Source organism: Citricoccus alkalitolerans, assembly GCF_039528175.1.
Lineage (GTDB): Bacteria > Actinomycetota > Actinomycetes > Actinomycetales > Micrococcaceae > Citricoccus > Citricoccus alkalitolerans.
On sequence record NZ_BAAALH010000001.1, the window covers coordinates 340759 to 365584 of the forward strand.

Below are 24826 nucleotides of genomic sequence, written 5' to 3' on the forward strand. Positions count from 1 at the left end.
GCTACCGCCGGTAGGTGCTGGGCCAGCCACTCCGCAGCCGGCGGACGAGCCCGTCGGGTTGCCGCTGCAGACGGCCGGTCACGAGCCCCTCGTGCAGGCCCTCGCTGAGCAATTGCCGGATCTTCGGGGCGGAGGTCGGTAAGAAGACGCCGTGGGGCACAGCGCCGTTGATGGTCCGCTGCACGCCTTCGGGCAGGCTCTTCAGCCCGCGGGCGATGCCGTCGTTGAGACTCTGGGTGAGACCGGACGTGAAGCCGGCGGTCAGCGCCAGGTGCTGCTGGGCCAGTTCGAGCAGTTCCTCGTCCGGCATTCCCCGGTCCGCTGGCAGCAGGGCCCACAGAGCGTTGGCGACCTCCACCGGGGGGATGTCCTGGATGCTGACGTCCGCTTCGCGGCCGAAGGTGCGGTAGACGCCCCAGTGCTCGACCGCCGTGGAGCCGGGCCACAGGAAGCCGTGGTGGTCGGCGGTGTACCGGCGGGTCTGGATCAACTGGTCGAGAGCCTTCTGGGCGCGGTGCGAGTGGCCGGCCCCTCCACTGCGTTCCCGCAGGGCTTTCAGGGCAGTCTCCCGGCGGAGGGGGTAGGCGGCGTCGAGGAACTCCTTCACGGACCGCGCGGCGCTGGCCTGCTCGAGCGAGCCCAGGCGGGGGAGCACAGCGGACCGTCCCCACCGCGGGTCCAAGAGGAACTGGGGATGGGGCACCTGCATCGTTCCCGGTCGGGTCCAGCCCACGGACCGCACGGCGCGGTCGGTATCCCGATAGGCGTCCTCCAGGCGTTCGACGAGCAACTCGAACTCCTGCAGGTCCTGCTCGGTGGGATCCAGGCCCGACGCCGGATCACGGCTCCCGCCGCCGATCTCCCGTCCGGCGCGGCCCGGCGCCCGGGAGACCGATCTCTCCAGCTCGGCCCGATCCTTCTGGGCGCGCTTGAGGGTGCCGGAGAAGCCCCGGACCACGGGGCTGGACCGATCCAGCCAGCCGGGGGCGGCCAGCGCGTCGTCCGGGCTGCGCTCGTAGCGGTCGGCGTCCAGGGTTACCTGGTTGAATCGGCTCTCCAGGGCACGCCACCGGTCCTGCCGTCCGGTCAGGATGTGGCGTTGGATGGCGACCACTGCGGCCCATCCGCCGAGCCCGACCATCACCGCCAGCACGAGGAGCATGATGACCCAGAGATCCATGCTTAAAAGCTACTTCACTTCCAGCCCAGTGCCCTCGCCACCTCGGCCCACTGCGTGAACAGGTGCGCGTTGTACTCCACCCCAAGCTGGTTCGGGTTGGCCATCAGCACGTAGTCGGCGGCCTGCACAGCCTCGTCGGCGCGCAGCAGGTCCACCACCTCGTCGAAGGTGCCGGAATACGTCGGGCCGCTACGGGCCTTGCCGCCCTCCAGGTGGCCGGAGGAGTCCGAGCTCTCGCGGCGGCCGCCGAAGTACATGTCGTCCTGTGCGGAGACGATCGGGAACACCGAACGGGTCACCGCCGCCATCCCGCCGGTCGTGTGGTCGGAGGCGGCATAGGCCCGCCGGTACTGGGCGATCTGGTCGGCCTGCTGGACGTGGAAGGGCCGGCCGTCGTCCTGCAGCAGCAGGGTGGAGGAAAGCAGGTTGTAGCCCTGCTCTCCCGCCCGGACACCGGAGACGGTGTTACCGGAACCCCACCAGACGCGGTTCACCAGTCCCGGGGACTGGGGCTGGATGGAGAGCATCTCCTGGCCGGGCTGGGCCCAGCCGGAATCCGGATCGGCATGGGCCACGAGCCCGCCCGAGACGGCGTCCCGGAAGCGCTCACCGCGGGCCTGGGCGAGCTCGGACCAGGACTGGCCCGGCTGAAGGTCGTAGCCGAATTGGTGCTGCCCGTCCCGGGCGGCCTCGGGGGAGCCGCGGGAGATGCCCAACTGGAGCCGGCCGCCGGAGATGAGATCCGCCGTCGCCGCCTCCTCGGCCATGTAGAGGGGGTTCTCGTACCGCAGGTCGATCACGCCCGTGCCCAGATCGATGGTCGTCGTGGCCGCTCCCATGGCTGCCAGCAGGGGGAAGGGTGCGGAGAGCATGTTCTGGAAGTGGTGGGAACGGATCCAGGCTCCGTCCAGACCGGCTTCCTCAGCGGCCACGGCCATCTCGATGGTCTGGGCCAGGGTGGCCCCGGCGTCCGGGGTGCGCGAGCCGGGCACGGAGCTCCAGTGCCCGAAATTCAGGAATCCGATCTTCTTCATGACTGCAAGAACATCACGGTGACCGGGGTTCTTCCAGCGTTGGCCTGTGGGGTTGGCCTCTACCGGTGGAGGGAGCCAGCGGAAGCCGGGCCGTTCTGGGATAATGAGTGGAATGACTGCCGTGACCGACGCTTCCCAGCGCACCGAACCCGCGGCCCAGACTCCAGAGCGATTGAACCTGCCCGCCCTGCAGCTGGGCCCGCTGACCGTCGAGACCCCCGTGGTGCTGGCCCCCATGGCCGGCATCACCAACAACGCTTTCCGGCGGCTCTGCCGTGAATACGGCGGGGGACTGTACGTCTCCGAGATGGTGACTGCCCGGGCGCTGGTGGAGCGCCGGGCGGAATCCATGCGGATCATCCACCACGATCCGGATGAGACCCCGCGCTCCGTCCAGCTCTACTCGGTGGACCCCGTCACCACCGGCCAGGCCGTGCGGATGCTCGTGGAGGAGGACCGTGCGGACCACATCGACCTGAACTTCGGTTGTCCCGTCCCGAAGGTCACCAAGCGCGGCGGCGGCTCCGCCCTGCCCTGGAAGACGGAACTGTTCGCCTCCATCATCGGTGCGGCCGTGCGGGAGGCCTCCAAGAGGGACATCCCGGTCACCGTCAAGATGCGCCGCGGCATCGACGAGGACCACCTGACCTACCTCGACGCCGGCCGCACCGCCCGGTCCCTGGGCGTCGCCGCCGTGGCCCTCCACGGGCGCACCATGGAACAGCACTACTCCGGCCAGGCCGACTGGGAAGCCATCGCCCGGTTGCGTGAGGCCCTGCCGGACATCCCGGTCCTGGGCAACGGGGACATCTGGAGTGCCGAGGACGCCATCGCGATGGTTCGGCAGACCGGGGTGGACGGGGTCGTCGTCGGCCGCGGCTGCCAGGGCCGGCCGTGGCTCTTCGGGGACCTGCAGAACGCCTTCGAGGGGTCGGACGAGCGCTTCCGCCCGGGGTTGGCCAAGGTCGCCGACACCTTCTACCGCCATGCCGAGCTGCTGGTGGACACGTTCGGCGGGGACGAGGGCAAGGCCCTGCGGGACGTCCGCAAGCACGTGGCCTGGTACTTCAAGGGCTACCAGGTGGGCGGTGAACTGCGTGCACGGCTCGCCCAGGTTCCGGACCTGGCCACCCTGCGCGAGCTGCTGGACGAACTCGACCCGCACGCACCGTACCCCGGGCCTGACGCCGAGGGGCCGCGCGGGCGCGCCGGTTCACCCAAGCGCCCCCACTTGCCCGAGGGCTGGCTGGACTCCCGGGAGCTGAACGCCGAGCAGAAGGCGCTGATCCAGGCGGCCGAGCTGGACGTCTCCGGTGGCTGAGCCGGCGTCGTTCTCGGTGCCTGCCCGGCGGGTCCGGCATCATCAGGCGGTGCTCTTCGGCGCCGAAGGCCGGCCGCCCTACGCGGGTCGGCCGATGGAATTGCCTGGATATGCGCCGCAGGACCGGGATCGCTGGCTGCCGGAGCCGCCCAAGAGCTCCTACCGCTCGGACTTCGAACGGGACCGGGCCCGGATCCTGCATTCCTCGGCCCTGCGCCGGCTCGGAGCCAAAACCCAGGTGGTCGCCCCGGACGAGGATGATTTCGCCCGCACCCGGCTGACACACTCCCTCGAGGTGGCACAGGTGGGCCGCGAGCTCGGGCGGTCGCTGGGCTGCGATCCGGATGTGGTGGACGCGGCGTGCCTGTCCCATGACCTGGGGCACCCGCCGTTCGGGCACAACGGGGAGAAGGCCCTGGATGCGCTGAGCCAGGACATCGGTGGGTTCGAGGGCAATGCCCAGACCCTGAGGTTGCTCGCCCGGCTGGAGACCAAGAAGTTCTTCGAGGACGGCCGCTCCGCCGGACTCAACCTCACCCGCGCGTCCCTCGACGCCGCCTGTAAGTACCCGTGGACCAGGGATGAGGCGCCGCTGAAGTCGGACGGGGAGCCCACCCGCAAGTTCGGCGTCTACGCGGACGACCTGCCCGTGTTCGAATGGTTCCGCCGTGGCGCCACCGGAATCCGGAAGACGGTGAAATCGATGGAGGCCCAGGTCATGGACCTGGCGGATGACATCTCCTACTCGGTGCATGATGTGGAGGACGGGATCGTCAACGGCCAGTTCCAACTCAACTGGCTCACCGACCCGGAGCACCGGGCCCTCGTCATCGAGCGCACACGCCAGTGGTACCTGCCGGACACCGACTCCGACGCAGTCGAGGCCGCCCTTGCCCGGCTCGAGGCCACGGACGTCTGGGTCACCGAGGCGGACGGCACCCGCCGCTCCCGCGCCGCCCTGAAGGACATGACGAGCCAGCTCATCGGCCGGTTCTCCAATGCTGCGTTCGATGCGACCCGTGAGGTCTTCGGCAACGAGCCCCTCACCCGCCACGACGCGGACGTGGTGATCCCCGAGGACACCGACATCGAGATCGCGACCATGAAGGGCATTGCCGCCGCCTACGTCATGAGCTCCGACGCCCGTCAGCCCCTCTACGCGCGCCAGCGCGAGATCCTCACCGAACTGGTGGAGCTGTTCTGGGAGACCGGGGAGAGATACCTCGACCCGATGTTCGCCGGGGACTGGCGTGAGGCCGCCGATGACCGGGGACGCCGCCGCGCGGTGATCGACCAGGTCGCCTCGCTGACGGACTCCACCGCCATCGAATGGCATGCCACCCTGGTACGCGGCGAGCAGTTCCGCCGCAGTTGGGTCTGACTACTGCTTCGCCGACGCCTCTCCGTTCCGCCGGACGATCTCGGTGATCCAGATCGGGGCGAATGGGGAGGTGCAATTCGGGGGCGTGGGGTAGTCCTTGAGCACCTCGAGGCGCTCACCGATGGCCAGGGCCCGGGGACGAAGGTCCGGGTTCTCGATCCCGATCGCCGCCAGCGTGTTGTTCATGGCCCATTGCAGGTCTTTCGGGGCGTCCTTCATCTGCGCCTCGATGGCGTCCAGGAGGCCGGGCAGGTCCAGCACCTCTGGCCTCTTGTACACCTGGTGGCTGTTCAGGTCCCAGCCGGCGCTCGCCACGAGCTCGTCCGCATCCCCTAACCAGGCCAGGCGCAGGTCCTCGAGATGCGCGCTCTTCTTGGCCACATAGTTCACCAGCCAGTCGTGGACCTTGGGCACACGGGCCTGGCGCATCATCTCGTCCAGCTCATCCCGGGTGCACTTCTTCGGCGAGCAGATCAGCAGGGCGACCAGCCGCGAGGCGGAGTCGCCGGTGGCCCAGAGGTCTCTGGCCAACCGCTGCTTGGACGCCGGATCGGTCTTGACGGCCTTCGCGACCGCACGGAGCTTCGTCAGGTTCACCCCATGGTCATCCCCGCGCTTCTCGTTCGCCGCCCGCATGGCAGGGTCCTCGAGGGCGGTGAGTTCAGCCCGCACCGCCTCCACGGTGGGGGCGATGGTGGGAGCGCCGGTGGTGGCCATGACATTCCTGACGAATCGGGTCAATAGAACGGACTAACGGTCGGTCCCAGCCTACGACCGGGCGCGGAAGGGTGTCTTCGGACCTGTGATCACCGATACAAACCTACGTATACGTACGGTAGAGTGTTCACCGATCGTGTGAGCGCCGTCATGGACCCCCATGGCGCAGGACTCAGTCCGGCCGCCCGCGAACTCCTGGCCCGTCTCATCTCGGAGGTCCCATGGCCACGTCCACCCCCGCCCGTTCCGGGTCCGCCTCACTCGTGTTGCGCGGACGCAACTGGGTCGCGCCCCTGTGCTGGTTCGCCGTCCTGCTCGACGGCTTCGACGCCGTCGTCCTCGGTGCCACCATGCCCACGCTCACCTCGGATGCCTCCATGGACATCGACAACGGCACCGGCACCGTGATCGCCACCGCCGGCCTGGTCGGCATGATGATCGGCGCCCTCGGAATGGGGTGGCTGACGGACAAGTTCGGCCGCCGCAAGCTGCTGATCGGCGCCGTGATCGCCTTCTCCATCCTGACCTTCGTCACCGGCTTCGCCCAGGACGCCACCACCATCGGCGTCCTGCGCTTCCTGGCCGGCCTCGGCCTGGGCGGCTGCCTCCCCACCGGCATCTCCATGGTCACCGAGTTCGCCGGCCACAAGAAGGGTTCCAACGCCACCACCCTGATGATGACCGGCTACCACGTGGGTGCCGTGATCACCGCGCTGCTGGCCATCTGGGCCGCCAGCGAGACCGTCTCAGGCTGGCGTGAGATGTTCTTCATCGGCGGCCTGCCGGCCCTGATCCTGGTGCCGCTGATGTGGCGCTACCTGCCGGAGTCCCCGGACTTCCTGATCTCCCAGGGCCGCCTGGAGGAGGCCCGCCGGGTGGCCGAGCACTATGGCGTGGAGATCGAGGAGGAGCCCGAGCGCGCCTTCGCGCACGCCAACCCGGAGCGGGCCGACCACGAGAAGCAGGGCGCTGCTCTGCTGCTGTCTGCCACGTACCGCCGCAACACCATCTTCATGTGGATCGCCTCCTTCATGGGCCTCCTGCTCGTCTACGGCCTGAACACCTGGCTGCCGCAGATCATGCGCGAGGCCGACTACGACCTCGGCAATTCCCTCGGCTTCCTCGTGGTCCTCAATGCCGGCGCCGTGATCGGCCTGATCGTCGCCGGCAAGGTCGGCGATGCCATCACCCCGCGCAACGCCGCCATCCTCTGGTTCATCGGCTCGGCCGTCCTGTTGGCCGCCCTGGCCATCAAGCTGCCGCTGCTTGGCATCTACGTGATGATCTTCCTCACCGGTTGCTTCGTGTTCTCCGCCCAGAACCTCGTCTACGCCTTCGCCGCGACCAACTACCCGCCGAAGGTCCGCGGCACCGCGCTGGGCATGGCCGCCGGTGTGGGGCGCCTCGGTGCCATCTCCGGCCCGATCATGGGCGGCACCCTCGTGGCCGCCGGCATCGCCTACCCCTGGGGCTTCTTCGGCTTCGCCGTGGCAGGGGCACTGGGTGGTGTGGCCGTGTCCGGCATGCGCACCATGCGCCGCGGCCAGGGTAAGGGCAAGCCGGATCAGGACTTCAACGGCACCAACAGCACCACTCACGACGCCGGCCAGGCCACCGACCAGCCCGGTCGCACCCCGGTCGGGATCTAGTCACCACCGAGACCCATGGTCTCGTCAGGCGCTCAGCGCCGCATCTCAACTGCACAGCGGACCAGCCCGTCGGTTTCATCCACGGGCTGGTCCGCTGTCGTCTGGATGGCGGCGGACCAGCACTAGACTGTCTGCATGGCAGGCCTGATCAAACGCGAGGACATCGATCTTGTCCGCGAGCGGTCGGACCTCAAAGAAGTCGTGGATGCCTTCGTGACGCTGCGCAGCGCCGGCGTCGGATCCTACAAGGGCCTGTGCCCCTTCCACGATGAGCGCAGCCCCTCCTTCCACGTCCGCCCCTCGGTCGGCACCTATCACTGCTTCGGCTGTGGGGAGTCCGGCGATGCCATCGCGTTCCTGATGAAGATGGAGCACACCACCTTCGCCGAAACCGTCGAGCGGCTGGCCGCGAGGGCCAACATCGAGCTGCACTACGAGGACGGCGGCTCCGGTCCGGACAAGGAACAGGTGGGCCGCCGCCAACGGCTGCTCGAGGCCAACAAGATCGCGGACGAGTATTTCCGGAACCAGCTCGGCACCACCGGTGCGGCGACCGCCCAACAGTTCCTCGCCGGCCGCGGCTTCACTGCCGAGCATGCCCAACACTTCGGTGTCGGCTACGCCCCGCAGGGCTGGGACAACCTGCTCAAGCACCTCCAGCGCAAGGGCTTCCGTGAGGACGAGCTGAGGCTCACGGGGTTGTTCTCCGAAGGCCAGCGCGGCATCTATGACCGCTTCCGGGGCCGACTGGTCTGGCCTATCAGGGACATGACCGGCGCGACCATCGGGTTCGGCGCCCGCAAGCTCTTCGAGGACGATCCCGGCCCCAAATACCTCAACACCCCGGAGACCGGTCTCTACAAGAAGTCCCAGGTGCTCTACGGGATCGACCTGGCCAAACGGAACATCGCCAAGAAACGCCAACTCGTGGTCGTCGAGGGCTACACGGATGTCATGGCCGCCCACCTGTCCGGGGTGGACACCGCCGTCGCCACCTGTGGCACCGCCTTCGGCTCGGACCACGTCAAGATCGCCCGCCGGCTGATCTCGGACGACGGCACGGGTGGGGAGATCATCTTCACCTTCGATGGGGACGCTGCGGGGCAGAAGGCCGCACTACGGGCCTTCGAGGAGGACAACAAGTTCCTCGCCAAGACCTTCGTTGCCGTGGAACCGTCCGGGATGGACCCGTGTGATCTGCGCCAGGACAAGGGACCGGAGGCGGTCGTGGCGCTGATCGACTCGCGCCGCCCGCTGTTCGAGTTCGCCATCAAGGCGGGGATGAAGAATTTCAACCTGGACACCGTGGAGGGCCGCACCGGTGCCCTACGTCATGCCGCCCCCATCGTCGCCGGCATCCGCGACTCCGTCGTCCGCCCCGGCTATGAGCGTGAGCTGGCCGGTTGGCTCGGCATGGAGCCGGCCACCGTGCACCGCGCCGTGCAGAGCGCGCAGCGAGCGGCGGCCTCGCCGGCGTCGGGGCAGCGCCGGGGACAGTCCGGTGACGGCCGGTCGGTTGGCCACGGCACCGACGGCGCCGACGGCGACGCTGGTCGGCCCGGGGGAGCGGGGCCGGGCTTCCAGCGCCCGGACGCGCGCGATCCGGCGGCCCGCATGGAGAAGGAGGCCCTCGAGGTGGTGCTCCAGCAGCCCACCCTGCTCTCGGCGGAGCAGTGGCAGGCGTTCTACGCCGCTGACTTCAAGGTGCCCGCCTACGCCGTCGTCCACTCCGGAATCCGTGCTGCCGGCATGGCCGGTGCCACCCCGTCACAGTGGGTGGAGCAGGTCCGTCAGGAGGTTCCGGTCGAACTGGGGTCACTCGTCAGCGAACTGGCCGTGACGCCGTTGCCAGCCCGGACGTCGGAGGACCTGGTGCGATACTGCCGGGACATCATGAACCGGCTGTTCGAGCTGCAGATCACCCATCAGAAGGGTGACCTCATGGGCCGGCTGCAGCGCTTGGGTCCCCAGGGTGACCCGGCGGAGTTCGCCGCGCTGAACCGCCAGCTGGTGGACTTGGAGATGAAGCGCCGATCCCTGCGCGCCCGGGACTGATTCCCGGCGGCAGGTGGCCGGGGCCATGCCTGCAACCCACCGCCCGTCGAACCGGGCACGCAGGGGCCGACCGCTCAGTTATCGGTGGTGACCTCGCCGGTCATGGCGTCGACGTGCAGGTCGTCGTCTTCGCCCTGGGCGTTGTCGAGCTCGACCTCCCAGCGCAGGGCGTTGTCATCGTCATCCAGGCTCAGGCTGTCGATCGTGCTGCCTTCGCGGCCCTCCAACGCAGCTCGGGCGGCTTCCTCGGCGGTGATGTCGGCTTCCTGGGCGCGGCGGATGTCGTCCTGGTCATCGTCATCATCGGTGTCCTCGCGGACCTCGCCGTCCAGGGTGACGTCGAAGTCGAGGATCTGGTCGCCGACGACAGCCTCGATGTCATAGCGCGTGTCGTTGTCGTCCAGGTCGATCTCCACGATGAGGGCCCCCTCCTGCTCGGCGAGGAACGCGTCGATGGCCGCGAACACCGGGTCCTCCCCGGCCACCGCGGCGGTGGTCCCGCCGGACGTGGACGTGCTGGCGTCAGTGGCCGAAGCCGCGGCGGAAGCCGACTGGCCGCCGGTCGCCTCGTCCGTGCCATCACCGGTGGTGTCAGATGTCTCCGCCGCTGCGCCGGGCGTGGCGGTCGTGGCGGTGTCATCAGAGTTGTCCGGCTCGGCCACCGAACAACCGGTCAGCAAGGCCAGGGCCAGGATGCCGGTCCCGGTCCACGCGAGGGTCTGGGTGAACGTGCTCTGGGGAACCTTGGTCGCTCCCTTGTTCTGCATCATGGCACCAGTGTGCCAAATCGGCATGAGCCGGTCATGAGAGACCGATGAAGCACCGATGAGAAGGTCTGGGGAGCATCACTGAAGGTGAGGGGTGGAAGGGGCCACCGCCTGTGCCGTGGCGGGCCCTCCACGGGTTCGGTGTTCGTGTCTGCTTCAGGGTGGTGGCACCACAGCGTCCGGACTGGTGTGCAGGAAGCAGGTGCGCACGAAAACGGAACAGGGTAAAGAAAAACCTCCCTGACGGCTGGACGCCTGATCAGAGAGGTTCTCTTGCTCCCCCGACTGGACTCGAACCAGTAACCCTTCGATTAACAGTCGAATGCTCTGCCAATTGAGCTACGGGGGACCGCTGGTGCTGTTCGTAGAACTGCATGACAGCGGGTTCCACTGTACCGAAGTTCAGCGGAACTGTGAAATCGGCGCGGGGAGTCCTGCTAGCCCCTGCGCCGTGGCCGGGTCCTGGCTGCGGCCTGCTCGCCGTCGCGACCCTCGGCGGCCTCGCCACCCTCTTCTACACCCTGACCCTCCAACTGCAGGTGGGGCCAGGCCGCCAGGTCCCGCAGCAGCTGCCGGTCGTGCGTCGCGACGACGACGGCCGCCCGGGTGACCAGCAGCGCCTCGGTGAGGGCGTCCACCACCGGTGCGGACAGGTGGTTGCTCGGCTCGTCCAGCAGCAGGAGATCTGGTCGCTCCGCCAGCCGCAGGGCCAGGTGCAGCCGGCTCCGCTGCCCCGCCGACAGGGCGCCGACCGGAGTACGCAGTGCCTCCGGGTCCAACAGCCCGGTCGCACCCAGCGGCACGAGGTCCTCCTCAGAGTGGGTGCCGGCCGCGAGCAGCCGGTGCACGTGGTCCCGGTACAGCTCGTGGGCAAGCATCCGCACCGGCCAGGCAGGGGGCTCCTGACCGACCAGAGCGATCCGGGCCCCAGAGGATGGGCGCACCTCGCCGGTCTCCGGTGCGAGCCGGCCGGCCAACACCTCCAGCAGGGTTGATTTGCCCGCCCCGTTGGGACCGGTCACGAGCAGGCGCTCACCTCCGGCCAGCCGCACGTCCACTGACCGCCTCAGCCGGCCGGCCACCGTCACCCCGCCGGCGTGCACCAACGGCTGTCCGGTCCGCACCGCCAGGAGCGGAAAGGCCAGCTGCGCCGGTGGTTCCGGTACAGAGATGCCGTGTGCCTCCAGGTCCGCCTGGCGCCGCTTCACCGCCTGCACGACGCCGGGCGCCCGGCTCTGTCGCTGGTGCTTGCCATGGCCCTTGTCGGGTCGCCACGCGGATTCCAGCCGGTCCCGCGCCGCGTCGGCGGCCTCGGCCAGGCGGCGGTGCTCGGCCCTTTGGGCCTCATGGGCCTGCACCCAGCGTTCACGGGCTGCGGTCCGGTCCGTCTGCCAGCCCTCATAACCGCCGGCGTAGAGGGCGGGCCGGCCGTCCACACTGGGGTCCACGTCGAGGAACTCCTTTCCCACATCCCGCAACAGGGTCCGGTCGTGGGAGACCAGAGCCAGTCCGCCGGGATGCTCGCGCAGACTCGCGGTCAGGAAGTCCAGGCTGCCGGCATCGAGGTGATTGGTCGGCTCGTCCAGCAGCAGCAGGTCGTAACGCCCACCCAGCAGGCAGGCCAGCCGGACCCGGTACCGCTGGCCCACGGACAACTCCGCGAGCAGGCGGGACCGGTCCGTCACGGCGTCCAACCCCGCCAGCGCCATGTCCACCCGACGTTCGGCATCCCAGGCGTCGAGGGCCGTGGCCCTCTCCAGAGCGGCCGCATAGTCATCCTCGGCACCGGCCGAGCCCAGGGTCAGGGCTTCTGCGGCAGCGTCCAGGGCGGTCAGGGCTCGCCGCGAGGCCCCGATAGCCTCGCCCACAAGAGTGCCCACGGTCTGGCCGGGGCCGGCTTCGAGGCTCTGCTCGGCCACGCCGAGCGTGCCCACCCGGGTGACCGAGCCGGCGTCGGGCATCAGGGTTCCGGCGAGGACATGCAGCAGCGTGCTCTTGCCGCGGCCGTTCTCTCCGACGATGGCGAGGCGGGAACGAGCGGAGACGGTGACGCTGGCGTCATGGAGGATCTCCCGGCCGCCGCGCACCACGCGGAGGCCGTCCGCGCGGAGATGAGCAGCCGCGCCCGCGGGCAGCGCTGTCTCCGTGCGGAGGTTGGCAGGGGAGGAAGGGTGTTCAGGGAAACGTGGGTTCACGGTAGTGCTTTCGACTCGTCGGGGAGCCGGGCACGTCGAAGGACCGCCCGGCGGGAACCGGGACGACGGTCGGGGTGCGTCAGTTGATCGTGGGGTGTCTCACCGGGCCGCCGTCAGCGGCCGGGACGTATCCTGATCATCGCGATGCTGGTGTGAACCATGCAGACCATTCTAATCAGGTCTCTGCTGTTCTGGTTTGTTCTGATTGTTCTCGTCCGTGCCCGCCTGTTGTGGACCGTTGTCCCCGTCTGTTGCGGACCGTTGTCCACCGTGGGGCTGAACTAGTCTCAAGCCATGACGAGCACGCCCGGAGAGCCACCCGAACCCTCCGGACCGGCCGGCCGTCGGACCCGCACCGCGCTGGTGTCCGTTCTCGCCGTCGTGCTGATCGGTCTGAACCTGCGGGCCGGGATCGCTTCGGCCGGGCCGTTGTTCGAGGACCTGCAGAGCCTGCTCGGTTATGGTCCGCTCACCGCCTCCCTGTTGCCGACCATCCCCGTGCTGTGTTTTGCTGTGGCTGGCGCGGGCACCGCCTGGCTGGTGCGCAGATGCGGGCTGGAACCGGCCATCGCGCTGGCCCTGGCGCTGCTCACCGGGGGGCTGGCCCTGCGGGTCTTCGAGTCCACAGCCATGCTGCTGGGCGGCACCGTGATCGGCATGTGCGGCCTGGCCGTCTGCAATGTGGCGATGCCGACCTACATCCGCCAGCACCACGGGGCCAGGGCCGCCACGATGACAGGGATGTACACGGTTTCCATGACGATCGGCGCCACCTCGGCGGCGGCGTTAGCCGTCCCCGTGGCCCGCGGGCTGGGTTCACCCACCGCAGGTCTGGCTGCCTGGGCAGTCCCGGCCGCCGTCGCGCTCGCGGTGTTCTTCCCACTGGCGGTGCGCAGTCGACTGTCCGGGGACTGGGCCGCGCGCCGGGACGTGCCCTACGTCTCGCCGTGGGCCCTGTTGAGGACACGCAAGGGGCAGCTGTTCACGGCGCTGTTCGCCGTTCAGGCGTTCCTGGCGTACGGAGTCCTCGGTTGGTACCCGCACATGCTCGTCTCCCGAGGGCTGGAAGCCACCACGGCCGGGCTGATGCTGGGCCTCATGCAGCTGGTCGGCATCCCCACCATGATGGTGCTGCTGACGCTCGCCGGCCGTCCCTGGCTGCTGCGCACGGCGTTCATGATCACCTGCGGCGCCTCCCTGGCCGGTTACGTGGTCCTGCTGCTGGCTCCGGTGGACTGGGTCATCGGCACCTCCATCCTCATGGGGTTCGGCTTCTGCGTGTTTCCACTGCTGATGCTCCTGATCAGCCGCAGCGGGGACACCTCGGCCGAGACCACGGCGCTGTCCACGCTGGCCCAGTCGCTGGGCTACCTCGGCGCCGCACTGGGCCCCTTCGGCCTGGGGCTGATGAACGGCCTGCTGGGGGACTGGACCGCCGCCATCGTGGTGGTGATGGCCGTCTCCGCCCTCCAGTTGGTCCTGAGCCATCGCGTCAGCTCCCCGGCGGCCCGGTTCTGAGCCGCTTCCGCGCATCGGCGCATGGCCTGTGGAGATGAGCCCAGCCTTGCCTTCTTTAGCAGAGCCTTTCCTTCGGTGACAAGGCGCTCGTGCGGTTCTACTGTGGTTCCATGAAGATCTCAGAAGACCTCCTGAAGAAGTTCAACGAACAGATCACCCTTGAGTTCGAGTCGTCCCTGGCCTACCGCCAGCTGGCCATCGAGGCAGACGAGCAGGACCTGACCGGGTTCGGCTCCTGGCTGCGGCACCAGGCCGACGAGGAGATTGTCCACGCCAACAAGTTCATCGACCATGTGGTGGACCGCGGCAACCATGCCGAGATCGGCGCGATCAATGCCCCCGTGGTGCGGGCCGGCCTGAGCCCACTGGAGATCTTCGAGGAGTCTCTAGCCAACGAGGTCAAGGTCTCCAATGCCATCCGCGACCTGTACCGCGAGACCGAGGCCGCCGGTGACCTGGACTCCCGCCCGCTGCTGAACTGGTTCGTGGACGAGCAGATCGAGGAAGAGGCCACGGTCAGCGAGATCATCGGCCGCATCAAGCTCATCGGCAATGACGGCGCCGGCCTGTTGCGCCTGGATGCCGAGCTGGGTTCGCGATCCGTGGGAACCACCGAGGCCTGATGACCGTCACCGGGGACACCCGACCGGAGATCGAGGAAGCCGGCGCCGCTCATCAGGGGGAGAGAGGGCGCCGGCTTCAACTCGACCTTGCTCGCGTAGCTTGAACTGTCAGGCGAAAGCGCTGGGGTGATCCCTGGGAAAGAGAGGTCGGTGGTAGGTTTGACCTGCCCGGACCCGTCCGGGACAGCACCGATTTCCAGTCGTAGACCACAGGGAAGGCACACTCACATGGCCAACCAGAGTTCTCCCCGCGTGACGGACCAGACCCGCTCGAGCTCGTTGCCAGACCTGGTGACGACGGCGGGCCGCCTGCTTCCCCTGCAGCTCAAGGACGAGCTGGCCATGGTCAAGAGCCAGATGGGCAAGAAGGCGATCACCGCCGGGATCGGGGTCGGCCTCGCCGTCGTCGGCCTGGTGTTCCTGTTCATCATGGTGGTGGCACTGATCGTCGCGATGATCGGTGGTTTCGCCCAGGACCGGCCCATCTGGTTCTCCGCTCTCATGGTGGCTGCCGGCGCCCTGCTGGTCGCCCTGATCTTCCTTCTGATCGGGGTCTTCCGTGTGAAGGCGGCCATGCCGCTGGTGCCGGCGGAGACCATCCAGGGCGTGAAATACGACATGGGGTACCTCAAGGAGGGCAACGCCTTCGATCCGGCGGAGTTCGACCGCCTCGAGGCCCAGAAGGCCGAGGAGAAGAAGGTCGCCGCCGCCCGCGACGCCGAACGCCGCAAGGCCGCTGCCGCAGAGGACAAGGCCGCCCGGAAGCGTGGCGAGGCCCCGCAGCACGCCACGGTCCAGAGCCCGTCCTACGCCGAGTTGCGCCGCCGCACCCAGTTGCGGCGCCAGCACCTGGGTGACATCCGCTCGGGCCTGGAGGAGAAGACGGACCTCAAGTCCCAGTTCTCCGCCTTCACATCCCAATTCAAGGGCGATTCGTCCGGTGCCGGTGCCGGTTCCCCCGAGCCGGATCCGACCTCGCCGACCGCTCCGCACCACACCGGCGCACGGGCCGGTCAGAAGGCCAATGACGCCGGCGAGTTCGTGAAGGACCGGTGGCAGCCGTTGGCGATGCTCGGTGCCGCGACCACCGCCGTCGCCGTGTTCGCCCGCCAGCTCAAGAAGTAGCCGCGCCCACGGCGGGCGCGAGTCACTCCATGCGATTGATCGGTGCGGGTACCCGGGACGATATCGACTACGTGGTCACGGACCGGTTCTGGACCGTCCCGAACGTCATCACGGTCGCGCGGTTCTGCCTGGTCCCGTTCTTCGTCTGGTTCGTCTTCTCGCAGCAGTACCTGACCGCCTTCATCGTGCTCGCGGTGCTCTCCAGCACTGACTGGGTGGACGGCTACATCGCCCGCCGCTTCAATCAGATCTCCACGGTTGGCCAGTGGCTCGACCCGATGGCGGACCGGGTGTCCCTCATGGTCATCGTGGTCTCCATGGTCCTGGCCGGGATCGCCCCGCTGTGGCTGGTGGTCAGCGTCCTGGCCCCGGACCTGGTCCTGGGGATCACCGCCCTCATCCTGTTCCGGGGCAGCCCTGAACTCGAGGTGACCGCTCTCGGCAAGATCCGAACGGCACTGTTGCTCGTGGGCACGCCGCTGCTGCTCCTGGGACAGGTGCCCGGCCTGGCCGAGGACGCGCTCACGGTGGCCGCCACCATCCTGCTGGCGCTCGGCTGCGCCGGCCACATCTGGGCCGCCGGGGACTACCTGGCCGGCTGCGTGCGCAAGCACCGAGAACTCCGGAAGCGGGGCATCGACCCCCGGGACCGGGCCAGCTGGTCCCTCGCATGAAGTGGCTCTCCATCCTGGCGGCGTTGGTGGCCGCCTGCTGCCTGGCCCTGGGCAGTGAACGCCAGTCCGTCGGCGTCCGCCGCCACGAGGCCTACCTCCGCCTCCATCCCAGGTCCGGGTTCCTGACCCTCTTCGGTTCCCCCGTGTGGTTGGCCGGCGGCGCCCTGATGGTCCTGGGGATCATCCTCAACATCTACGCGCTGGCCACCGCGCCGCTGACGGTGGTGCAACCGATCGGGGCGATCGCCGTGGTCATCACCACAGTCCTCAACGCCCGGATCCAACGCCTGAAGCTCAACCGGGTCACGATCTGGGCCATTGCCGCCTGCGTGGGAGGCTCAGCCGGATTCGTGCTGATCGCCATCATCGCCACGGAGGAGAATCCGGCGCCCACGCTGAATCAGGAGCACCTCACAGCGATCGTCGCTCTCACCGCCACGGCCGTCTTCGCCCTCGTGGCGGTGATGTCCCGACGCCGGCCGAGTGCCTTCCTGTTCATCCTCGGCGCCGGCGTACTGTTCGGCTTCGTGGCGGTCTTCGTGCGATTGGCCTCGATCCACTTGCTTCGCGGTGATGCCGGCGGACTGCTCGGCATTCCCTGGTATCAGCTGGGCATCATGGCACTCGCCGGGCTCCTGGGCGTCTATTTCGTCCAGATGGCGCATCGCCACGGCCCGCCGGACCTCGTGGTAGCCGGCCTGACGGTGGTCGACCCGATGGTCGGCGTCCTCACTGGCGTCATCGTGTTGGGTGAGCTAAAACCGAATCTGCCCTGGTGGGTGGGTTTGTGCATGATCGTGGCGGCCGCCATTGCTACGCTCGGAGTCGTTGCCTTGTCACGTCATCACCCGGACGTGCTCAAGCGCCGCGAACAACGTCGCCATGCGGCCAGTGCGCCGGCCGAGGACTAGCACGGCCTCCGGTTCCGGGCGGCACCGGCACCCCCACCAGACAGGAGTCCCTTGCCCGTGACGGCAGCAACCGACCGCAAACTGAAGGTCCTCATCGCGGCGGACACCTACCCGCCGGACGTCAACGGGGCCTCTGTCTTCTGCTACCGGCTGGCCCGGGCCCTGCACGCGCGCGGCCACGAGGTCCACGTGGTCGCCGCCCGCAACGAGTCTGGACCCGACTCCGTCCAGTACAACGACGAGGCCACCGTCCACCGGCTGCACTCCGTGGCTGCGCCCACCCACGAGTATTACCGGCTCGTGTCCCGCCGACATGCCAGCCAGTCCATCGGGTCCCTGCTCGAGGAGATTCGTCCGGACGTGGTGCACGTGCAGTGCCATTACATGATTGGTGAGGCCGCCATCAAGGAGGCGGAGAAGCGGCGCATCCGCACCATCGCCACCAACCACTTCATGCCGGAGAACCTGGAGCCCTTCCTGCCGTTCCCACAGTGGTTCCTGGACATCGTGTCCAAGAACTCCTGGCGAGACATGGGCCGCCTGATGCGCAAGGCCGCCGCCGTCACCACGCCCACGGCGCTGGCGGCGAAAACCATGGCCGAGAACGCCGGCCTGGACTACGTGCTGCCGATCTCCAACGGTATCGACTCCTCCGCGTACGAGTTGGCCCCGGGGGAGACGGTCGAGCGCCGGGAGCACCCCACGGTCCTCTTCGTGGGCCGCCTCGCGGTGGAGAAGAATGTGGACGTGCTCATTCGCGCCATCGGGGCACTTGCCTCCACGGTGGGGCCCCACTTGGAGATCGTGGGCGACGGCGAACAGCGCACCGGCCTGCGCGCCCTCGTGGACGAGCTGGGGCTCCAGGACCGGGTGCATTTCCTCGGCCACGTCAGTGACGCTGAACTGCACCGGGTCTACCTGCGTGCCGACGTCTTCTGCCAGCCAGGCACGGCCGAACTGCAGTCGCTGGTCTCCCTTGAGGCCATGAGCGCCTCCCGCCCTGTCGTCCTGGCCGATGCCCTGGCGCTGCCGCACCTGGTCTCGAATGGTGACAACGGCTACCTGTTCACGCCGGGTGACCCGCAGGACCTGGCGGCCAAGCTGGCGGCCGTGTTGACGGCCACCGAGCAGGAGCGGGCGCGGATGGGAGCCGCCTCCCACGACCGGGCGGTCCAGCACTCCAAGGAGAAGACGATCGACCTGTTCGAGATGCTCTACCGCGGAGCAACCGCTGAAGAGGTCCGCGCACTGCTCTAGGATCGGCCGCGTGGAGTGGTTCACCGAGATCCTGCCTGCCTGGCTCGCGGCCCCTGACGGAGAATGGGCACGGGAGATCCTGCAACGCGGGGTCGCAGCCCTGTATCTCATCGCGTTCCTGTCCACGCTAAACCAATTCCGGCCCCTACTGGGGGAACGAGGGCTGCTGCCTGCCCCGGAACTGCTGGAGGCCGGACGGCAACGCGGCCCCACTCTCTTCCGCCGCTGGGGCTACAGCGACCGTCGGCTGGTGATGCTGGCCGTCGTCGGGATGGCGGTCTCGGCACTCCTGGTGGCGGGGATTCCACAGACCGGGCCGCCGTGGCTGCCGCTCGCGCTGTTCCTGGGTCTCTACGGGCTGTACCTCTCCGTGGTGAACATCGGGCAGGTGTTCTATGGCTTCGGCTGGGAGATGCTGCTGCTCGAGGCCGGGTTCACGGTAGGCCTGCTCGGTTCCCAGCAGGTGCCGCCACCGGCCCCGGTGCTGATCCTCGTGGTCTGGTTGGTGTTCCGCCTCGAGTTCGGGGCCGGGATGATCAAGATGCGCGGCGGCCCTGAATGGAGAGACCTCACCGCACTGGACTATCACCACCAGACGCAGCCGATGCCGAATCCGCTCAGCCGGCAGGCACACCTCAAGCCCCCGTGGTGGCACCGCTGCGAGGTGGTCGGCAACCACGTGGCCCAGCTGGGAGTCCCCTTCCTGCTCTTCCTGCCCCAGCCTGTGGCATCGATTGGTGCCGGAGCGATCATCCTGACCCAGCTGTGGCTCGTGGCGACCGGCAACTTCGCCTGGCTGAACTGGGCCACGATCGTCCTCGCCGCCGCGGCCCTCGGCGACTCGGTGCTGCACCGCCTCATCCCGGCCCTGCCGGCGGATCTCGGCGCAGACACCGCGATGGAGGCAGGGACGGCGAGCGGAGGGTCTGCCACCGGTATCCCCGTGTACTGGACCGTGATCGTCCTCGCCGGATCGGCGGCCCTGATCGTGGCCTCCGTGCCGGCCCTGCGGAACCTGTTCTCCCGCCGCCAGCTGATGAACGCCTCCTTCAACCGGTGGCAGCTGGGCAACGCCTACGGTGCCTTCGGGTCTGTGACCCGGCAACGGATCGAGATCATCATCGAGGCCACCGAGACGGGCTCCGGAGACCATCCGCCGGAGGACGAGGCCGAGTGGCGGCCCTACGGGTTCAAGGGCAAGCCCGGTGACGTGCGGCGCCGGCCGCGGCAATGGGCGCCCTACCATCTGCGGCTGGACTGGATGATGTGGTTCCTTCCGCTCAGTGGTCTCCACCAGCGGTGGTTCCACACCCTGTTGGCTCGGCTGCTGGTGGCGGACCCGGCCGTGTTGCGGCTGTTGCGACAGGATCCCTGCGCCGGCCGCCCTCCGAGGTTCATCCGCGTGAGGTCCTTTCGGTACCGCTTTGCCACGCGCGCGGAGCGCCGGGAGACCGGCCACTACTGGATGCGCGACGACGGCCGGATCGTCATCGGGCCCGTCGCCGCCCGCTAGGATGGACACTTGCGCGCCCGGCACAGCCGCGCGCCGAGGGGCGTTAGCTCAGTTGGTCAGAGCAGGGGACTCATAATCCCTGGGTCGCGGGTTCAAGTCCCGCACGCCCTACCCATCACCGCACGCGATCAGCAGACGATCGATTCGTCAGTAGTAGCGTCCTGCCTGCGGGAGCATGTTGTACGGGCTGTAGTTGATGCTGGTGATGGACATGCCCTCCTTCTCGTTCCGCGCATGGGCGATCTTGCCGCCCCCGATCACCACGGCGATGTGATAGACCCCGGAACCGGCGCCGTTGTTGGACCAATAGACCAGATCTCCGGGCTTCGCCTGGGCCACGGGCACATAGGATGTGGCTGCGCCGTGCTGGGCCCTCGCGGTGCGGGGAAGAGACTGCCCGGCGGCCTTGAAGGCATCCACGGTGAACCCTGAGCAGTCGTACTCCCAGGGCCCGTTGCCGCCCCACTTATACTTCGCGCGGGGATCGTTCGCCTTGGCGGTGGCCCAGGTGACGACCTTCGATGTCCAGGACGGGGCTGTGGTGGAGGGCTTGTCTGTCTGATTCGGCAACGGGCTCATGGCTGGGGTAGTGACGTCGCCCCGGTGGCCGATGAAGCGGTGGGCGTTCTGGAGCATGATGGCGGTCTCGCCGCGCGTAATGCTCTGCTGCGGTTGGAAGGTGCCGTCTGCGTAGCCACGGGCGATGCCGTTCGCCTGCAGCCAGCTGGCCTCGTGGTAGAAGGACGTGGACCAGCGCATGTCCTCGAAGGGGGAGAAATTCGGGCCCTTGGCCGTAGCCCCGGCCAGCCGATAGATGAAGGCTGCCATCTCGCCGCGGGTGATGTCCCGGGTCACACCGAACGATCGATCGGCGTTGCCCGAGGTCACGCCAGCCTGGGCCATCCAGGTGATCGGACCGGAATAGTACTGACCCGTTGCGGGCACGTCGGTGAAGTACTTTTTCTCGTTCTGGATGTACTTCGGCGTGACCTGGCGGAAGAGGAAGGTGGCCACCTCGGCCCGGGTGATGTTCTGGTACAGGCCATAGCTGCCATTGGCGTAGCCCGTGGCAATCCCGTTGCAGTACACCCAGGTCACCGCGGGGTAGTACGTCTTGTTGGTCGTCTTGACGTCAGAGAAGGAGGACGAGGAGCACTGGGCGGCCGCGGCCGGTGACGCCGTCGTCACCTCCGCCGTCACGCCAGCGGCGGCGGCGGAGGCCACCAGGGCCGTCGCGCCGATGAAGGCTGCCAAGCGGTGCCGGAAGGGCCGTTGCGCGCGGGGTGGCGAGACGGCGGGGCGAGCGGATGAAGACACAGTGGTCCCCTTCAAGGTGCGATCACGAGCATGACAGGTCCCACGCCGGACAAGCCGTGTCCAGGGAAAGTCCAGGGAAAGAGGCGCGGAGGCGGCGGTCCACCGGCGGGTCAGGAGCTACCCGGCCGGGAGACATCAGCCAGGAGTCAGGATATCGCACTGTTATGGAACTGACACCTCAAGATCCCACGCTTCCCTGGAGATATATGCCTCAGGCGCCTCACCGACCTGGGCCCTGCCGCCCGGTACGGTGGAACCGTGCCAGCCCCCGAGACTTCCGCGACCTCCCAGGTCCCCTCAGCAGCCCGAGCCACGGGCGTTTCGCAACGACGCCCCGTCCGCCTGTTCATGGACGCCCGCTACACGCGGATCGGATTCCATGACGGCATCTCGCGCTACGGTGCCAGCCTCATTGCCGCGGCCGCACGCCTCGCTCCGACGGTGGAGGTCACCATGATCATCTCGGACGAGGCCCAGCTGGACATGTTGCCGGCAGGATTGCCGTGGGTGAAGGTGACGGACCCGACCTCCCCGGCCGAACCGTTCCTGGCCCGGCAGCTCAATCCGCACCGGCCGGACATCGTCTTCTCGCCCATGCAGACTATGGGTTCCGCAGGCAGGGAGTACGGCCTGATCCTGACCCTGCACGACTTGATCTACTATCAGCACCGCACCCCGCCGGCGGACATGCCGGGGCCGATCAAGGTGCTCTGGCGGGCCTTCCACCTGGCCTACTGGCCCCAACGGTGGGTCCTGGACCGGGCCGACGCCGTGGCCACCGTCTCCGAGACCACCCGCACGCTGATGCGGCGTCACCGGCTCACCCGGCGTGAGATCCGCATCATCGGCAACGCGCCGCAGCCAGTGGGCCGGCCCCGTGATCCGGAGCGGGCCCCGGACCTGTCGCTGGTCTACATGGGCTCGTTCATGGACTACAAGAACGTGCAGACCCTCATCCGGGCCATGGTCCACCTGCCCGGCTATCGACTTCACCTGCTCTCCAGGATCTCCGCTGACCGGGAACGCGAGCTCAGGGAGGTGGCCCGCACAGCAGGTACCGAGGAGGAGGCGGTGGTCTTCCACCACGGCACCACGGACGAGGACTACGTTGAGCTGTTGCGCTCAGCCACCGCGCTCGTGACCCTCTCCCGGGCAGAGGGCTACGGCCTGCCCCTCGCCGAGGCCATGGCGCAGGGCACCCCGGTGGTGGTCTCGGATGCGGAGATCTTCCGGGAGATCGGCGGGCCCGACGGCGGCGCCGCCAGGTTCGTGACCCTCGGTCCTTCCGCCCCGGGTGGGGGAGCGGCAGCCCACCCGGCCGACACCTCGCCGGTCGAGCTGGCGGCCCGGGTCCGTGAGCTGGAGGATCCTGAGGTCTTCGCCTCGGCCTCCCGAGCGGCGGCCGAGCGTGCCGGCCTGTTCAGCTGGGATGCCTCCGCACGAGCACTAGTGGACCTGGCCCGGGACATCGCCGATCGGCGGTCCCGTGCCGCATAGCAGTCCCTACCGCGGTGGCCCACCCTCGAGGGGCCACAGGATCGACGGTCCGGACCAGCCCAGCAGCACCAGCGGGTCGAGGTAGCGGTCCCAGGCCGAGCCGTCGACCACCCAGCCGTCCGGCACGCGCACACCCCAGTGGACGCAACGCTGGGGGCAGTGCCCCGTCGCGGTGCCGGTTTCCTGACCACCGTCACCGGCACCGCCACCGTCGCCATCCCCGTCACTCTGGCCCGGCCCCAAGGTGCCCAGCAGCTCGCCGGCCTCCACGTGGTCCCCGACCGACCAGTGCGCCGCGGCCGTGACCGGTTCCAGACTGGAGAGCATGCCGTCGGCGTGGGCGAGTGTGATGACGGGTCGCCCTGCCACCCGTCCGGCGAAGCGCACTGTCCCGGCTCCGGGTGCCACCACCTCGTCCCCTGTCGCCGCCCAGTCCACGCCGCGGTGGCCGGCCGCCCACGGTTCCGGGGGAGGCTCAAAGACCCGCAGGACCGCGCCCGAGGTGGGCGGCACCCAGTCGTTCACCACCTCGGTCGCCGGGGCGGCCTGCGGCGAGGGTGTCACCAGTGCCGCCGTCGTGATCGGCGGTCCGACAGCCGGGGCGGTCAGCCCCAGGGTTGCGAGACCGAGCAGGCGCAGCACCAGGGGGAGCCGGGCGCCGCCGCCGGCGGGGAGGGTGGGCCAGGACCAAAGTGACATGGCTCCAGACTGGGGTGCCGGCGCCGTGCGTGGGTGGTGGGGCGGCCTGCTGGTGGATGGGCACGTCGGACCGGTTCCCTGTGGAGGAGTGAAGCAGAACCGCCAGGGACCGGACCGTTTCGCAAGCAGGAGATCCGGAATTGGCAGGGCAGACCGGACGCCGGCCGGTTCGGAGCATGGATCCGGCTGGGGTAAGATTGGTCCAGCAGTTGTGTGCCCTTGCCGTCAGTCATGACGTGCGGGAGCGCCGCTGACTACGCGTATGACTGATGCCGGCCCCCACGGGTTCGGCAGGTTCCCACCATCGGTCCCGAACACCCGCTGAGCGGGTGCCACGGGTCAGCGTCGGGAATGCCGGGTTCGCCCGCAGAACATGCCAGGGACCGGACCACCACGGAACGGTCGTCAACCGACAACATACAAGGAGCGACATGCCTGTCGTCACCATGCGCCAGCTGCTGGACTCCGGCGTCCACTTCGGACACCAGACCCGCCGTTGGAACCCCAAGATGAAGCGCTTCATCTTCACCGAGCGCAACGGCATCTACATCATCGACCTGCAGCAGTCCCTGTCCTACATCGACCGGGCCTTCGAGTTCGTCAAGGAGACGGTGGCCCACGGTGGCACCATCCTCTTCGTCGGCACCAAGAAGCAGGGTCAGGAAGCCATCGCCGAGCAGGCCACCCGCGTGGGCATGCCCTACGTCAACCACCGTTGGCTCGGTGGCATGCTCACCAACTTCGCCACGGTCTCCAAGCGCGTGCAGCGCATGAAGGAGCTCGAGGAGATCGACTTCGAGGACGTCGCCGGTTCCGGCCACACCAAGAAGGAGCTCCTCCTGCTGCAGCGCGAGCTGACCAAGCTCGAGTCCAACCTCGGTGGTATCCGCAACATGACCCGGACCCCCTCTGCGGTCTGGATTGTGGACACCAAGAAGGAGCACCTCGCCGTGGACGAGGCCCAGAAGCTGGGCATTCCCGTGGTCGCCATCCTGGACACCAACTGTGATCCCGACGAGGTCACCTACCCGATCCCGGGCAACGACGACGCGATCCGCTCCGTCAACCTGCTGACCCGCGTGGTTGCCGACGCCGTGGCCGAGGGCCTCATCGCCCGCAACCAGGGCAAGTCCGGCGGCCAGGCCGCCGAAGAGCCGATGGCGGAGTGGGAGCGCGAGCTCCTCGAGCAGCACCAGGCCGAGCAGGCCGCAGCTCCGGAGGCCGGCCCCGCCACGGGCGGCATGTCCTCTCCGCAGGGCGAGCAGGCGGCCCAGGCCGACGTCGAGGCCGCGCAGGACGTTCCGGCTTCCGCGGGCGCCTCTGAGGTGGCCGAGGCCGCCGAGGGCACCGAGGCACCGGCAGCAGAGGCCCCCGAGGCCAAGTGATCCACCAC

At 68.6% G+C, this 24826-nt stretch carries 20 protein-coding genes and 2 tRNA genes; 14 read left to right on the forward strand and 8 right to left on the reverse strand.

Annotated features, from left to right (window positions below; genetic code table 11):
* Position 1: 1 nt before the first annotated feature.
* Both ABD134_RS01480 and ABD134_RS01485 read right to left on the reverse strand, forming a co-directional pair.
* Positions 2–1180, reverse strand: a complete 1179-nt coding sequence (locus ABD134_RS01480) for a hypothetical protein (protein WP_344226061.1) — start codon at positions 1178–1180, stop codon at positions 2–4.
* 14 nt (positions 1181–1194) lie between these two features.
* Positions 1195–2214: an LLM class flavin-dependent oxidoreductase gene (locus tag ABD134_RS01485; RefSeq protein ID WP_344226062.1), complete on the reverse strand. Its 1020-nt coding sequence runs from the start codon at positions 2212–2214 to the stop codon at positions 1195–1197.
* Between the two features lie 112 nt (positions 2215–2326).
* Between ABD134_RS01485 and dusB the strand changes: the two genes are divergently transcribed.
* Entirely contained in the window at positions 2327–3535 is a 1209-nt protein-coding gene (dusB, locus tag ABD134_RS01490) for a tRNA dihydrouridine synthase DusB (RefSeq protein WP_344226064.1), read from the forward strand.
* Between the two features lie 94 nt (positions 3536–3629).
* Complete coding sequence (locus tag ABD134_RS01495) at positions 3630–4916, forward strand: deoxyguanosinetriphosphate triphosphohydrolase (RefSeq protein ID WP_344227601.1); 1287 nt, start codon at positions 3630–3632, stop codon at positions 4914–4916.
* Here the strand turns inward: ABD134_RS01495 and ABD134_RS01500 are convergent, their stop codons facing one another.
* Entirely contained in the window at positions 4917–5633 is a 717-nt protein-coding gene (locus tag ABD134_RS01500; protein WP_344226066.1) for a DNA alkylation repair protein, read from the reverse strand.
* 221 nt (positions 5634–5854) lie between these two features.
* Between ABD134_RS01500 and ABD134_RS01505 the strand changes: the two genes are divergently transcribed.
* Together ABD134_RS01505 and dnaG are read left to right on the forward strand one after the other, a co-directional pair.
* Positions 5855–7282 carry an MFS transporter gene (locus ABD134_RS01505; RefSeq protein ID WP_344226068.1) on the forward strand — a complete coding sequence of 476 codons (1428 nt, stop codon included), beginning with the start codon at positions 5855–5857 and terminating at the stop codon, positions 7280–7282.
* Positions 7283–7417: 135 nt separating this feature from the next.
* Positions 7418–9337, forward strand: a complete 1920-nt coding sequence (gene dnaG, locus ABD134_RS01510) for a DNA primase (RefSeq protein WP_344226070.1) — start codon at positions 7418–7420, stop codon at positions 9335–9337.
* Positions 9338–9411: 74 nt separating this feature from the next.
* Here the strand turns inward: dnaG and ABD134_RS01515 are convergent, their stop codons facing one another.
* From ABD134_RS01515 to ABD134_RS01525, 3 genes are all read right to left on the reverse strand, one after another.
* Complete coding sequence (locus ABD134_RS01515) at positions 9412–10107, reverse strand: PepSY domain-containing protein (RefSeq protein WP_344226072.1); 696 nt, start codon at positions 10105–10107, stop codon at positions 9412–9414.
* 273 nt (positions 10108–10380) lie between these two features.
* A tRNA-Asn gene (locus ABD134_RS01520) sits at positions 10381–10453 on the reverse strand.
* 88 nt (positions 10454–10541) lie between these two features.
* Positions 10542–12239, reverse strand: coding sequence for an ABC-F family ATP-binding cassette domain-containing protein (locus tag ABD134_RS01525; RefSeq protein WP_344227602.1), 1698 nt, complete (start codon positions 12237–12239; stop codon positions 10542–10544).
* Positions 12240–12593: 354 nt separating this feature from the next.
* On the opposite strand from ABD134_RS01525, the gene ABD134_RS01530 reads away from it, so the two are divergent.
* The 8 genes from ABD134_RS01530 (at position 12594) to ABD134_RS01565 (ending at position 20031) form a co-directional block, all read left to right on the forward strand.
* Positions 12594–13817 carry an MFS transporter gene (locus ABD134_RS01530; protein WP_344226074.1) on the forward strand — a complete coding sequence of 408 codons (1224 nt, stop codon included), beginning with the start codon at positions 12594–12596 and terminating at the stop codon, positions 13815–13817.
* 110 nt (positions 13818–13927) lie between these two features.
* Positions 13928–14440 carry a ferritin gene (locus ABD134_RS01535; protein WP_115930784.1) on the forward strand — a complete coding sequence of 171 codons (513 nt, stop codon included), beginning with the start codon at positions 13928–13930 and terminating at the stop codon, positions 14438–14440.
* A 228-nt stretch (positions 14441–14668) separates the two neighbouring features.
* Positions 14669–15565, forward strand: coding sequence for a phage holin family protein (locus tag ABD134_RS01540; protein ID WP_344226078.1), 897 nt, complete (start codon positions 14669–14671; stop codon positions 15563–15565).
* A gap of 29 nt (positions 15566–15594) precedes the next feature.
* Positions 15595–16239 (forward strand): CDP-alcohol phosphatidyltransferase family protein, encoded by a 645-nt coding sequence (locus tag ABD134_RS01545; protein ID WP_344226080.1) that lies wholly within the window; start codon positions 15595–15597, stop codon positions 16237–16239.
* Positions 16236–17150: a DMT family transporter gene (locus ABD134_RS01550; protein ID WP_344226081.1), complete on the forward strand. Its 915-nt coding sequence runs from the start codon at positions 16236–16238 to the stop codon at positions 17148–17150. Before ABD134_RS01545 ends, ABD134_RS01550 begins: the two co-directional genes overlap by 4 nt.
* 57 nt (positions 17151–17207) lie before the next feature.
* Entirely contained in the window at positions 17208–18407 is a 1200-nt protein-coding gene (locus tag ABD134_RS01555) for a glycosyltransferase (protein WP_344226083.1), read from the forward strand.
* 10 nt (positions 18408–18417) lie between these two features.
* Positions 18418–19920: a lipase maturation factor family protein gene (locus ABD134_RS01560; RefSeq protein ID WP_344226085.1), complete on the forward strand. Its 1503-nt coding sequence runs from the start codon at positions 18418–18420 to the stop codon at positions 19918–19920.
* A gap of 37 nt (positions 19921–19957) precedes the next feature.
* Positions 19958–20031 (forward strand) — tRNA-Ile (locus tag ABD134_RS01565).
* A gap of 36 nt (positions 20032–20067) precedes the next feature.
* Here the strand turns inward: ABD134_RS01565 and ABD134_RS01570 are convergent.
* On the reverse strand, positions 20068–21237 hold the full coding sequence (locus ABD134_RS01570; RefSeq protein ID WP_344226087.1) for an S-layer homology domain-containing protein: 1170 nt from the start codon (positions 21235–21237) through the stop codon (positions 20068–20070).
* A 348-nt stretch (positions 21238–21585) separates the two neighbouring features.
* On the opposite strand from ABD134_RS01570, the gene ABD134_RS01575 reads away from it, so the two are divergent.
* A complete protein-coding gene (locus ABD134_RS01575) occupies positions 21586–22734 on the forward strand; it encodes a glycosyltransferase (protein WP_344227604.1) in 1149 nt (382 codons plus the stop codon).
* Positions 22735–22740: 6 nt separating this feature from the next.
* Here ABD134_RS01575 and ABD134_RS01580 read toward each other — a convergent pair whose 3' ends face one another.
* On the reverse strand, positions 22741–23433 hold the full coding sequence (locus tag ABD134_RS01580; protein WP_344226089.1) for a M23 family metallopeptidase: 693 nt from the start codon (positions 23431–23433) through the stop codon (positions 22741–22743).
* Positions 23434–23864: 431 nt separating this feature from the next.
* Here ABD134_RS01580 and rpsB point away from each other — a divergent pair, with 431 nt between their 5' ends.
* Entirely contained in the window at positions 23865–24818 is a 954-nt protein-coding gene (rpsB, locus tag ABD134_RS01585; RefSeq protein ID WP_344226091.1) for a 30S ribosomal protein S2, read from the forward strand.
* Positions 24819–24826: the final 8 nt, after the last annotated feature.